The organism is Acidobacteriota bacterium, assembly GCA_009861545.1.
Taxonomy (GTDB): domain Bacteria; phylum Acidobacteriota; class Vicinamibacteria; order Vicinamibacterales; family UBA8438; genus WTFV01.
The window spans coordinates 30,696-42,958 of record VXME01000118.1 but is presented as its reverse complement, the minus strand read 5'-3'; the positions used below and the strand labels follow the sequence as shown (position 1 = coordinate 42,958).

Sequence of the window (12,263 nt, the reverse complement as noted above, 5' to 3'; positions counted from 1 at the left end):
CGTGGAGCGCCGCGCTGGCAAGCGATGCCCGGTCGGCGGTTGCCGCGCGAAGGGGTCCCCGCCCGATACAATGATTGGATGCAATACCGGCGATTGGGCGCAACAGGGGTGTACGTCTCGGAACTCTGCCTGGGGGCGATGACCTTCGGCACCCAGTGGGAGATGATCGGCGCGCTCGGCCAGTCGGAGGCCGACGCGCTCGTCGGCCGCTCGCTTGACGCCGGCGTCAACTTCTTCGACACCGCGGACGTCTACTCCACCGGCGACTCCGAGGAGATCCTCGGCCGCGCCCTGGCCGGGCGCCGCCGCGACGTCGTCATCGCGACCAAGGTGCGCGGCCGCATGGGTCCGGGGCCGAACGAAGTCGGCCTCTCCCGGCTGCACATCATCGACGCCTGCGAGGCGAGCCTGAAGCGGCTCGGCACCGACTACATCGACCTCTACCAGATCCACCGCGCCGACCCCGAGACCGCCATCGACGAGACGCTGGGCGCGCTGACCGACCTGGTCCGCGCCGGCAAGGTGCGCTACATCGGCTGCTCGAACCTGGAGGCGTGGGAGCTGATGAAGGCGCTCGGCGTGGCGGAGCGGCGGGGCTTCGAGCGCTTCCAGTGCACGCAGTCCTACTACGCGCTGGCGGGACGCGACATCGAGCGGGACACGATTCCGCTCATCCGGGACCAGGGGCTGGGCCTGCTCGTCTGGAGCCCTCTGGCCGGCGGGTTTCTGTCCGGGAAGTTCACCCGCGAGGGCGCGCGCGACGGCGACGCGCGACGCGTCGCATTCGACTTCCCGCCCCTGGACAAGGAGAGAGCGTTCGACATCCTCGACGTCATGCGGCCCATCGCCGACGCGCACGGCGCATCCGTAGCGCAGGTGGCGCTGGCCTGGCTGCTGGCGCAGGACGCGGTCACGAGCGTCATCATCGGCGCCAAGCGGATGGATCAGCTCGTGGACAATCTGGGCGCGGTGGAGCTGACCCTCACCGACGACGAGGTCGAACGGCTCGACGACGCAAGCGCGACGCCGGCGCCGTACCCCGCCTGGATGCTGGCGCTGGGCGACGACCGCCTGCCGGGCACGTCACGGGACCTGGCCGCGCTCCTCAAGAAGCCGCGCGGCAACTGAAGTCGCGCGGTCACCGCAGGCAACCGTATCGCGTCGCGGGAACGAAACCGGAAGAGCGGAAACCGAGGAGGCAGGGACATGCACCGGACCCCGGGTGTCCACGAACGGCTGGAGAAGTTCATGACCGGTCTCATCCGGCGCAATCCGGGCGAGCCCGAGTTTCACCAGGCGGTTCGCGAGGTCGCCGAGTGCGTCATGCCGTTCGTGGCGGCGCACCCCGAGTACGGGGAGGCCCGCATCCTGGAACGGCTCACCGAGCCCGACCGGATCATCACCTTCCGGGTGACGTGGCAGGACGACGACGGCGGCATCCGCGCGGCCCGCGCCTGGCGCGTGCAATTCAGCAACGCCATCGGCCCCTACAAGGGCGGCCTCCGCTTCCACCCCACGGTGACGCAGAGCGTGCTGAAGTTCCTCGGCTTCGAGCAGATCCTCAAGAACAGCCTCACCGGCCTGCCGATGGGGGGCGCCAAGGGCGGCTCCAACTTCAGCCCGCGGGGCCGCAGCGCCAACGAGGTGATGCGGTTCTGCCACGCCATGATGCGCGAGCTGCACCGTCACATCGGCGAGGACACCGACGTGCCGGCAGGCGACATCGGCGTCGGCACCCGCGAGATCGGGTTCCTGTTCGGGCAGTACATGCGCCTCGCCAACCGCTTCACCGGGGTGCTGACCGGGAAGGGCCTGGCTTTCGGCGGCAGCCTGGTGCGGACCGAGGCGACCGGCTACGGCGCGGTCTATTTCCTGCAGAACATGCTGGCGACCCGCGGCGACGGGATCGCCGGCAAGACGGCGGTCGTCTCGGGCTCGGGCAACGTCGCGCTCTACGCCATCGAGAAGCTGAACGAGCTGGGCGCCACCGTCGTCGCCGCCTCCGATTCGAACGGCTTCATTCACGATCCGCACGGCATCGACGCCGAGCGGCTGGCCTGGCTGAAGGAGCTGAAGGAAGTGCGCCGGGGACGCGTACGCGAGTACGCCGAGCACTTCGGCTGCGACTACCGCGAGAAGGAACGGCCGTGGCGCGTCCCCTGTCAGCTCGCCGTGCCCTGCGCCACGCAGAACGAGCTGGACGCCGACGACGCGGAAGCCCTCCTCGGCAACGGGCTGGTGGCCGTGTCGGAGGGCGCCAACATGCCCTCGACGCTCGGCGCGGTCCGCGCCTTCCTCGGCCGGAAGATCCTGTTCGGCCCCGCCAAGGCGGCCAACGCCGGCGGCGTCGCGGTCTCGGGCCTCGAGCAGAGCCAGAACGCCCTGCGAATCTCCTGGTCGAGAGAGGAGGTCGACCGGCAGCTACAGACCATCATGCACGACATCCACGAGAAGTGCCGCGCGGAAGGAACCGACCCGGACGGGTTCGTCAACTACGTGCGCGGCGCCAACATCGCCGGCTTCCGGAAGGTCGCCGACGCGTTGCTCGCCTACGGCGTCGTGTAGCGGCGAACACAGGAAGTCATGCCATGTCTGCCGATTGGAAGCCGGTCATCCATGAGTGCCGCAACCACGTACCCATCATCGAGGGAGTCAATCATCTGGGATCCGGTCTGCTCGTTTCTGCCGACGGCTTGATCGTTACGAACGCACACGTGGTCGACGAGAAGGGAACGCTCCTGATCTCGCTCCATGACGGTACCCGCGCCAAGGGTGTCATGGTCCACCGCCATGAACAGGCCGACCTAGCCATCGTGAGAGCCGCCATACACACGCGGCAGTACTTTCCGCTGGAGGACCGCCTGGCCCACGGCTACGATGCCGGGGACGAGGTCCTGGCCATCGGACATCCGCGCGGGCTGCACTTCACATCTACGAGAGGCATCGTGAGCGAAGCGAGTCGCCGTACGCCCGACGGTCGTTTCGTACAAACCGACGTTGCCATCAACCCGGGCAACAGCGGTGGGCCACTGCTCGACGCGCAGGGCAACCTCGTTGGCATCAACACCTGGCAGATTCGAACCGACTCGCAAGGGTAGGGGTTCGCCATTCCCGGCGTGCAGGTCCTCGAGTACTTTCTGGAATTCTCCAAGTTGCATCGCACCGGGCAAGTTGAGATTCCCACCGACGAACAGCTGGCTGAACTCGAGCAATCGCTCAGTCCACCGCAACTCTTCGAAGCCGCGGCAGAGCTGGCTGAGTTGCCGGTCCAGCGCAACGAAGAGGTCGCGGCCGACGGCTGGTGGTGGAACGTACTGACCGTTTCCGAAAACGGATTCCTCGCTGGCGTCGGCGAGCATTTCCTCATCACTCGACACATCGCTGACCTCACGCCGGCCCACCAAGAGGACGAGAACCTGCTCTTTCAACTGCTCCGATGGCAGAACGAAATGGCATGGTGCAGGTTCAGGATCGACGAGGACAACGCCCTGTTTCTGGGGTACCTTCGTCCGTTCGAAGATCTCGACGTCTCGGAGGCATGCAACGCGCTGCTGGAAATGTCGAGGGCGGTGGATTCTTGCCTTCCACCGCTTGAGGAGTACTTCAGCACCCCCCAGAAGAGGGGCTGGTTCCGCTGAAGGTGTCCTACGTGGACACCTGTCGCTTCACCTCCACGACAGGGCAACCGCCGTTTACCCCTGACCGGCTCGAATAGTCTCCAAGACCGCGGTGACGACCGGCGGAAGACGGTACAGCAACCACGCGATGATGGCTGCGACCCCGCCAAGCAGCCATCCAGCCGTCTTGATGGATGCGCGGCGCCGCCGTCACTTCGTGACGCATCGCATCGAGCTTGACCCCTTGGTCCTTGACCTGCTCGGCCAGGGTGGCCACCGCCTGCGTGAGCGCTCCAACTGACTTCTGCAACTCCATGGTGGTCTGCAAGACCCAACTGTGGTCGGCGGCCTGCAAGCCCGGTGGCGTGGCAATCGGGTAGTTCTCGGGCGTGCTCTTGACTGGTTCTTGCCCGCCTGGCCTGTCGCGGACGATTCGTTCAGTCGCCATTGTCCAGGGTGCGCTTCGCGGCAATCCACTCCCAGACCGTGGCGTCGCGGTAACCATAGTAGCCACGGACCGGGAAGACCATGCCGGTTGGCTGGCCGCCTTCGCCCACGATTCGTTGCCATACGGACTTGCTGGTCGAGGCGTCGGAGTGGACAAGCCACTGGCATGGACCGACCTTCAGACGGTCGTCGTTGGAGAAACGCTCAAGGATGAGCCCCTCCCACTCGGTTTCGTCGTCGCCCATCACGCAGTAGATCATCTGCTTCAATTATCGAACGATCGCAGAGCACATGTCATGACACATGCTCAAGCAGGTTCCGTGCCAGATCAACGACTACCGGTGACCGTCCCGAAGTAGTCCGGCAGACCCGGCTTCGTGTCCCGCAAGATTTCCACGATCGCCTGCCGGTCGGCGAGCGCCAGCCGGTCGTACGGCGACTCGGCGACCTCCCCGGACAGCACCGCCCACATGCGCTGGTACACGGCATCGAGCGCGGTCTCCGGCAGCGCGTCGAACGCCTCGGTGTAGATCATGTAGCTGCACGGATAGCGGAACAGGCGGCCGTCGAGCGAGATCTCCCGGAGCGACCGGCCCCGGCCATCGCGGGGACCGCGCGCCGAGAACAGCTCGCTGAAGCCCGAGCCGCCGGCGACGCCCGGCGGCAGCGGCGCCTCGTCGACGAACAGCAGGTAGTCGACCAGCTCGACCGCCGCCTCGTCGACGATCTCCAGGAAGCGGCCGTCATCGGTCGAGCGGCCGCGATCCGCGGGGGCCACCATCTCCGCGCGGTGCTCCACCCGCCGCGCCTCCCAGCCGATGCGCGTGATCAGGTTGGTGAGATGGGCCTGGTGCTCCAGCACCATCAGCGCCACGATGTCGCTGTAGGGCGTCGGGAACCCGTCCAGGTCGAACCGCCCGTCGAGCGAGTCGATGACCGGCGGCACGACGCCGAAGGTCGCGTGCGGGTCATCGACAGCTTCCACCTCGACGTTGCCCATATGCGCGACGCCGCCGTGCGACCCGGTGACGTACCAGCCGCCCCAGCGGTCCTCCAGCCGGCTGCGATGGTCGGTGGGGTGGCCGCTCGCGTAGGCGTTCGGATCGTCCGGCATCGGGAACATGCTGAGGACCTGCGGGCCGGGCACGCCGAGCGTGTCCCACGACAGGTGGCAGGCGAGGCAGGTCTCGCGGCGCCGGAAGCGGGGCGCGGCCGACGGGGTCTGCTCGAGCGAGTAGAAAATCGTTCCCTGGCGCCGATCCTGGGCGGCGATCTCGATGACGTCGGCGCCACGGACCCAGCCCAGCGCGACATCGTCCCGGAAGAAGACGGCGCGCGGGTTGTCGAAGTCGATCCAGTCCTCCTGGAAGCTCGTCGGGGAAAAGACGAGCACCTGCGACTCCACGGGCATGTCGAGCGCGTCGAGCAGCGAGCGGAGATAGCCGTTCCGGCCTTCGAAGGCGAGCGCGGCCGAGCCCTCCTCGAGCCGCCGGTTCAGGTCCTCGACGGCGTTGTCGACCGCGCCGTTGGTGTACAGGATCGCCGGGTGGTCGCGCGACGCCCGGTATGCGCCGCCGCGCTGACCCCAGACGGACGTGACGGCGACGACGCCCAGGAGAATTGCTGCCGCCGCCCCGATCGAAGTCGTCTTGCGCATGAACGTCTCGACCTCGTTGTTCGTCTTAACGGATCGGGGAGCCGGCGCCCGCCGGCCCGGTCGGATTCCACCTCACGGCTGCGACCGCCGGAGCGCTCGGCTCCCCACACGCGAGTCATGGACCCGCTACCCACGATTATAATGACCCGCGAGTGGTCGGGCGGCTGCCGCCGCGGTCACGGGAGAGAGAACGAAAGGACGTATGCGATGCGGACCAGAATCCTGGGCATGCTGGTGCTTTTTGCCGGGACGGCGGCCCTCGTTCCCGGAACCGCTGTCGCCGCAGACGACGGCGTACCGACGTTCACGAAGGACGTGGCCCCGATCTTTCAGGCCAAGTGCGAGGCATGCCACCGGGCGAGCTCCATCGCGCCGATGTCCCTCGTGACCTACCAGGAATCGCGCCCGTGGGCGCGCTCGATCCGGGAGCGCGTGTCGACGCGCCAGATGCCGCCCTGGCACATCGACCGCACGGTCGGCATCTCCGAGTTCAAGAACGACCGTTCTCTGACCGACGCCGAGCTGGACACCATCGTCCGCTGGGTCGACGGCGGCGCGCCGCGCGGCAACCCGGCCGACATGCCGCCGCCGATCGAGTGGCCCGACGCGTCGAAGTGGTACTTCGCGGAGCTCTTCGGAGCGCCGGACCTGGTGGTCGCGTCCGAGCCCTACACGATGCCGGCCGAGGCGAACGACGCCTGGTGGAAGCCGGTCTCCGACACCGGCCTGACCGAGCCGCGCTGGGTGCGGGCGATCGAGCTGCGGCCCGGCACGACGGCCGGCCGGAGGATCACGCACCACGCCATCGCCCGCCTCGAGCAGGAGGAGACCGATCCGCTGCTGCGGAACGCGGCGGCGAACGGCGCCGACGATCCGCTGAACAACTCCGGGCTGTTCATGGAGTGGGCGGTCGGCAAGCAGGGCGAGTTGATGCGCCCCGGCAGCGGCAAGCTGATGCTGCCCGGCTCGCGCATCGTCTGGGACGTGCACTACTCGGCAGTGGGCGAGGAGATCACCGATCACGTCGAGCTCGGCATCTACTTCTACCCGCGGGGCGAGGAGCCGGAGCACCGGCAGGTGCTGCACCTGATGGGAGCCGGCGGCGTCGACATCCCGCCGAACACCATCTCGGTCACCGAGGGCTTCTTCCCCCTGAAGCGCGCCGCGCGCATCGAGAGCTTCCAGCCGCACATGCACCTGCGGGGCAAGGCGATGGCGATGGAGGCCATCCTGCCCACCGGCCGGCGCGAGGTCCTCAGCCATGTCGGCGACTTCAACTTCAACTGGCACAACACCTACGTCTACGCGGACGGCGCCGCGCCGCTGCTGCCGAAGGGCACCCTCGTCAAGATCACCGCGTGGCACGACAACACCGCGGCCAACCGCGCCAACCCGGATCCGAACGTCTGGGTCGGGTACGGCGACCGGACGGTCGACGAGATGGCCCACGCGTGGGTCAACGTCACCTACTTCACCGACGAGGACTACGAAGCCGAGGTCGCGGCGCGCGCGGCGATGACCGACAACGACGACTGATATCTCGATGCAACTCCACAGGTTTCGGGTCGGTCTCGCGACGGCCCTCTCCGCCGCGCTCCTGTTTGCAGCCGCCACGACGCGGGCCCAGCCGCCCCGCGCCCCGCTCCCCCTCGAGCCCGAAGGAAGCCGCGGCGAGGCGATCTTCCCGGCCGTGGAGGGCTGGTACCGCAACGCGGACGGGTCGTTCACGATCCTGTTGGGATACTTCAGCCGGAACGACGACCCGCTGGACATCCCCATCGGTCCCGACAACCGGATTCAGCCCGGCGGTCCCGATCTCGGGCAACCGACGCACTTTCTGCCCCGGCGCGCGTGGGGGGTGTTCGCCATCAACGTCCCGGCCGACTTCGGCGAGCAGCGTCTCACCTGGACCCTGACCGCCAACAACCAGCGCTCCGAGGTGTCGTTCTGGTTGAATCCGCCCTACTTCGTCAACCCGTTCCTGAACCGCGCGAACGGCAATTCGCCGCCGCGGCTCACGGTGGGCGACGGTGAAGAGCTGCAGGGGCCGCCGGTGATGGGAGTCTCCGCCACCTACACCGCGTCGGTCGGCGAGACCCTCGAACTGAGGGCGTCGGCACGCGACGAACCGCTGACCAACCCCCCGCCGCCGCGCCGGCGGGGACGCCCGCGGCCGCCGCTGACGCTGACGTGGCGTCTCTATCGCGGACCCGCCGAGGTGATCTTCGAGTCGGGAACCGAGGACGGCACCGAGGACGGCACGAACGGACGCCACGAATTCACGGACCTCACCGGAGGCGAAACCGCCACTTTCGCCACCTTCACGGAGGCGGGCGACTACCGCTTGATGGTCACCGCCAACGACATCTCCGGCAACGGCGGCGGCGGAGATCAGTGCTGCTGGACGACGGGCTTCGTCGACGTGACCGTGCGCTGACGCGCGGCGTGTCTACTTCCGCAGTTCCACCGCCTGCGCGACGAAGCTGACCTCGGTGGCGGTCCCGTCCGGGTTGCGCGTCAGCCCCACGCCCTCGGCGATCAGGTGGTCGGCGTCCGCCTTCGACCAGGTGTGCTGCTCGAACATCCCCTCCAGGCGGGCACTGGCCCCGCTGGAATCGGTCGGCACGAAGAAGGCGTAGCCCTTGAAGGTGACCCGGATGCCGCGGTCCGCACCGGCCGGCACCAGCTCCAGCCAACAGCCCTTCATCTGGCACACCCGGTTGACCTGCCCCTCGAGCGTCACCGTGCGGTCGGCGTAGGAAGAGATCGACTGCAGCGCCACCGCCAGATCGACGACGGGTGAATCGCCGATGGCCTCGCCACGCTTGACGAGGTCGTCCTGGGCGCCGGCGGCGAGCGGCAGGCCGATGGCCAGAGCGGCGACGAGCGCGAGCGAGCGGGCGGTCCAGCGGTGCATGAGAGCCTCCTCCAGTGGCACAAGAATCCTGCCAGCCACCGATGATACCAGCACGGCGACGGATTCCCCACAGGCGGCGGCTCGGGATTCGGCGCCCGTGCGCAGAACGCGCGAACGGCCGCCGACCGCCGGCCCCACGGTTGCGCCCGCTGGACGGATACGGCGCGGTGGTTTAGACTGATCAAGATCCATTTTTTGAATAGTCAAACTCATGCCCGACCCCGCGCTCGCGCTCATCGTGTTCGGCATCGCGGCAGCCGCCGCGGTCGTGTCGTTCTGGCCCCGGATCGGGCTGGCGCCGCGACTGCGGCGTCTCTTGCGACTGAGCGAACGCGTCCTCCTGGAGGACGCCGTCAAGCACATCTACACCTGCGAGCGCACGGGCCGCGTCTGCTCGCTGGAGAGCCTGGCCGGGCGCCTCGAAGTCTCCCGGACCCGCGCGGCGGTGCTGCTCTCGCGCCTGGGCGCGATGCGCCTGGTCCACACCGGCGGGGACGGACCGACCGTGACCGACGAGGGACGGCAATCGGCGCTGCGGCTGGTCCGGACGCACCGCATGTGGGAACGCTACCTCGCCGACCGGACCGGCGTCCCGGCCAGCGACTGGCACGATGAGGCGGAGCGGATGGAGCACGCCCTGTCGGTGGACGAGGTCGACGCGCTCGACACCCGGCTGGGACACCCCCGCTGGGATCCGCACGGCGATCCGATCCCGACCTCGACCGGCGACGTGCCGCCCGACCAGGGACTCGGCCTGGCGTCGGCCCAGCCGGGACGAACGGTGGAGATACTGCACCTGGAGGACGAGCCGCGCGAGATCTACGACGGCCTGATCCGCGACGGGCTCGTGCTGGGCGGCCGCCTGGACGTCGTCGCGCGCACGGACGGCAGCGTCCAGCTGCGGAGCGGCGGGCGCGAGTGGGAGATCGACACGGTGGCCGCCGGCAACGTCACGGTCCAGTACCTGCCGCCCGGCGAACGCGCCGAGACCAGCCGCACGACGCTGCTCGACGCGGCGGCCGGAGAGACCGTTCGCGTCACCGCCATCTCCCGCGCCTGCCAGGGCACCCAGCGCCGCCGGCTGCTCGATCTCGGCGTGGTGCGCGGCACGCCGATCACGCCGGAGCTGGCGAGCGCCGCCGGCGACCCGGTCGCCTACCGCATCCGCGGCGCGCTGATCGCGCTGCGCCGCACGCAGGCGGCGTGGATCCACGTCGAACGCGCCGCCGCCGGCGACAGCGCCATTCCCGCCCACGGCGTCGAGGAGGTCGCCTGATGGCGCTGCCGGCCCCGACGTGCGGCAGCCGCGCCGAGCACCGGACGCAGAGCCTGATCCGGCTCGGGTTGAGCCCCGACAAGTGGGACATCCTCGTCGCCCTCGCCGGCAACCCGAACGTCGGCAAGAGCACCGTCTTCAACGCCCTGACCGGACTGCGGCAACACACGGGGAACTGGCCCGGCAAGACCATCGTCCGCGCCGAGGGCGCGTTCGCGCACCGGGGCTCTCGGGTAAAGATCGTCGACCTGCCCGGCACCTACTCCCTGCAGGCGGGCAGCGCCGACGAAGAGGTGGCGCGCGAGTTCATCCTGTTCGGGCGGCCCGACGTGACGGTGGCGGTGGTCGACGCCACCCGCCTCGAGCGCAACCTGAACCTCGTGCTGCAGATCCTCGACATCACCGACCGCGTGGTGGTCTACGTGAATCTGATGGATGAGGCCCGGCGCCACGGCATCGCGGTCGACGCGGCGCGGATCGAGCGGGAGCTCGGCGTCCCGGTGGTGGCCGGCTCGGCCCGCTCCGGCGTCGGCATCGAGGCGCTGCTCGACGCCGCGCACGGCGTAGCGACCGGCCGGACGCGCACCACGCCGTTCCGCCTCGCGCAGCAGGCCCCCGGGGTCGAGCAGGCCGTCGCATCCCTTGCGGAGGTGGTCGAGGGAGCTTTCCCCGGCGTGCCGAGCAGCCGCTGGGTGGCCCAACGGCTGCTGAACGCCGACGACGCGGTGGCCGCCGCCGTGCGCTCCGGCGAGCTCGGCCAGCTCGGCGACGACCACGCGGTCGCCGAGCCGGTCCGCTCCCGCGAGCCGAGCCAGCGCGGCGAAGACCACGCCGGCGCGGCGCCGCCGGTTCCACCCGCCGCGGCCCGGAAGCGGCTGCTCGACGCCGCGCAGCGCCTGCGGTGGGACCTGCCGGCGGACTTCCACGACACGCTCATGGAGCGCACCTACGGCGCGGCGCACGACATCGCGGCGCGCGCAGAGGCGCGCGGGTTACGCAAGGCCGGATTCGACGTCGACCGCACGCTGGATCGGCTGCTGACGAACCGCTGGCTGGGCTTCCCGCTGATGCTCGCGATTCTCGCCGCGGTCTTCTGGATCACCATCGAAGGGGCGAACGTCCCGTCCGGCATGCTGGCCGCGCTCCTGATCGACACCGCACATCCGGCGCTGAAGGCAGCGGGCGACGCGGTGGGGCTGCCGTGGTGGCTGAGCGGCTTCCTCTTCGACGGCGTGTACCTGGCGACCGCCTGGGTCGTCGCGGTGATGCTGCCGCCGATGGCGATCTTCTTCCCCATCTTCACCCTGCTGGAGGACTTCGGCTATCTGCCGCGCGTCGCCTTCAACCTCGACGCGCTGTTCCGCAAGGCCGGGGCGCACGGCAAGCAGGCGCTGACGATGTGCATGGGGTTCGGGTGCAACGCGGCCGGGGTAGTATCCACCCGCGTCATCGACAGCCCCCGCGAACGACTCATCGCCATCATCACCAACAACTTCTCGCTCTGCAACGGCCGTTGGCCGACGCAGATCCTGATCGCCTCGATCTTCATCGGCGCCCTCGCCCCGGCACACCTCGCCGGCCTGGTGTCCGCGGCGGCGGTCGTCGCCATCGCGGTGCTCGGCATCGGCGCCATGTTCCTGGCGTCGTGGTTCCTGTCGAACACGGTGCTGCGCGGCGAGGCGACCAGCTTCAGCCTGGAGTTGCCGCCCTACCGGCCGCCGCGGGTGCTCCAGACGCTCTACACCTCGCTCATCGACCGCACCCTGATCGTGCTGTGGCGCGCGGTGGTGTTCGCCGTGCCGGCCGGGGCGGTCATCTGGCTCTCGTCCAACGTGACCGTCGGCGGCGCGAGCATCGCCGAGCACGCGGTAGGGTGGCTCGATCCGTTCGGCTTGCTGATCGGCCTCAACGGGGTGATCCTGCTCGCCTACGTGGTGGCGATTCCCGCCAACGAGATCGTCATCCCGACGGTGCTGATGTTGACGGTGCTGACCGCCGGCGGGGCGGCGGGGACGGGAACCGGCGCCGGGGTGATGTTCGAGCTCGACAGCGTGGCGGCGACCGGCGAGCTGCTGCGGGGCGGCGGATGGACGCTGCTGACCGCGGTCAACCTGATGCTCTTCAGCCTGCTCCACAACCCCTGCTCGACGACCATCTACACCATCTACAAGGAGACCCGCAGCGCCCGCTGGACGACCGTCGCCTCGCTGCTGCCGGTGGCGATGGGCCTCTCCGTCTGCTTCCTGGTCGCGCAGGTGTGGCGGCTGCTGGCGTGAGGTGCCGAGCAGGCCGGTCGCGCTCCACCGCACCTCCGGCTCGGGCTTGACCCGGCCTGCCCGACAGGACAGA

At 69.2% G+C, this 12,263-nt stretch carries 12 protein-coding genes; 8 read left to right on the top strand and 4 right to left on the bottom strand.

Going from position 1 to position 12,263, the window contains the following annotated elements; genetic code table 11:
- The first annotated feature begins 78 nt into the window (after positions 1-78).
- The 4 genes from F4X11_19250 to F4X11_19235 all read left to right on the top strand — a co-directional run bounded on the left by F4X11_19250 (position 79) and on the right by F4X11_19235 (position 3,638).
- Entirely contained in the window at positions 79-1,128 is a 1,050-nt protein-coding gene (locus tag F4X11_19250; protein MYN67140.1) for an aldo/keto reductase, read from the top strand.
- A 78-nt stretch (positions 1,129-1,206) separates the two neighbouring features.
- Positions 1,207-2,565, top strand: coding sequence for an NADP-specific glutamate dehydrogenase (locus F4X11_19245; protein MYN67139.1), 1,359 nt, complete (start codon positions 1,207-1,209; stop codon positions 2,563-2,565).
- Between the two features lie 23 nt (positions 2,566-2,588).
- On the top strand, positions 2,589-3,098 hold the full coding sequence (locus F4X11_19240) for a trypsin-like serine protease (protein ID MYN67138.1): 510 nt from the start codon (positions 2,589-2,591) through the stop codon (positions 3,096-3,098).
- An 18-nt stretch (positions 3,099-3,116) separates the two neighbouring features.
- Positions 3,117-3,638 (top strand): hypothetical protein, encoded by a 522-nt coding sequence (locus F4X11_19235; GenBank protein MYN67137.1) that lies wholly within the window; start codon positions 3,117-3,119, stop codon positions 3,636-3,638.
- Positions 3,639-3,645: 7 nt separating this feature from the next.
- Here F4X11_19235 and F4X11_19230 read toward each other — a convergent pair whose 3' ends face one another.
- The 3 genes from F4X11_19230 to F4X11_19220 are packed head-to-tail and all read right to left on the bottom strand — an operon-like array spanning position 3,646 to position 5,721.
- Positions 3,646-4,065, bottom strand: a complete 420-nt coding sequence (locus F4X11_19230; protein MYN67136.1) for a hypothetical protein — start codon at positions 4,063-4,065, stop codon at positions 3,646-3,648.
- Entirely contained in the window at positions 4,055-4,333 is a 279-nt protein-coding gene (locus tag F4X11_19225) for a hypothetical protein (protein ID MYN67135.1), read from the bottom strand. The genes F4X11_19230 and F4X11_19225 overlap by 11 nt, the downstream gene beginning before the upstream one ends.
- Before the next feature lie 59 nt (positions 4,334-4,392).
- Complete coding sequence (locus F4X11_19220) at positions 4,393-5,721, bottom strand: hypothetical protein (GenBank protein MYN67134.1); 1,329 nt, start codon at positions 5,719-5,721, stop codon at positions 4,393-4,395.
- 207 nt (positions 5,722-5,928) lie between these two features.
- On the opposite strand from F4X11_19220, the gene F4X11_19215 reads away from it, so the two are divergent.
- Positions 5,929-7,257 (top strand): hypothetical protein, encoded by a 1,329-nt coding sequence (locus F4X11_19215; protein ID MYN67133.1) that lies wholly within the window; start codon positions 5,929-5,931, stop codon positions 7,255-7,257.
- Positions 7,258-7,264: 7 nt separating this feature from the next.
- Positions 7,265-8,158, top strand: a complete 894-nt coding sequence (locus tag F4X11_19210) for a hypothetical protein (protein MYN67132.1) — start codon at positions 7,265-7,267, stop codon at positions 8,156-8,158.
- Positions 8,159-8,170: 12 nt separating this feature from the next.
- On the opposite strand, the gene F4X11_19205 is transcribed toward F4X11_19210, so the two are convergent.
- Positions 8,171-9,001, bottom strand: a complete 831-nt coding sequence (locus tag F4X11_19205) for a DUF4920 domain-containing protein (GenBank protein MYN67131.1) — start codon at positions 8,999-9,001, stop codon at positions 8,171-8,173.
- On the opposite strand from F4X11_19205, the gene F4X11_19200 reads away from it, so the two are divergent.
- Both F4X11_19200 and feoB read left to right on the top strand, forming a co-directional pair.
- On the top strand, positions 8,850-9,914 hold the full coding sequence (locus F4X11_19200) for a metal-dependent transcriptional regulator (GenBank protein ID MYN67130.1): 1,065 nt from the start codon (positions 8,850-8,852) through the stop codon (positions 9,912-9,914). The genes F4X11_19205 and F4X11_19200 overlap by 152 nt on opposite strands.
- Positions 9,914-12,190, top strand: coding sequence for a ferrous iron transport protein B (feoB, locus tag F4X11_19195; GenBank protein MYN67129.1), 2,277 nt, complete (start codon positions 9,914-9,916; stop codon positions 12,188-12,190). Before F4X11_19200 ends, feoB begins: the two co-directional genes overlap by 1 nt.
- Positions 12,191-12,263: the final 73 nt, after the last annotated feature.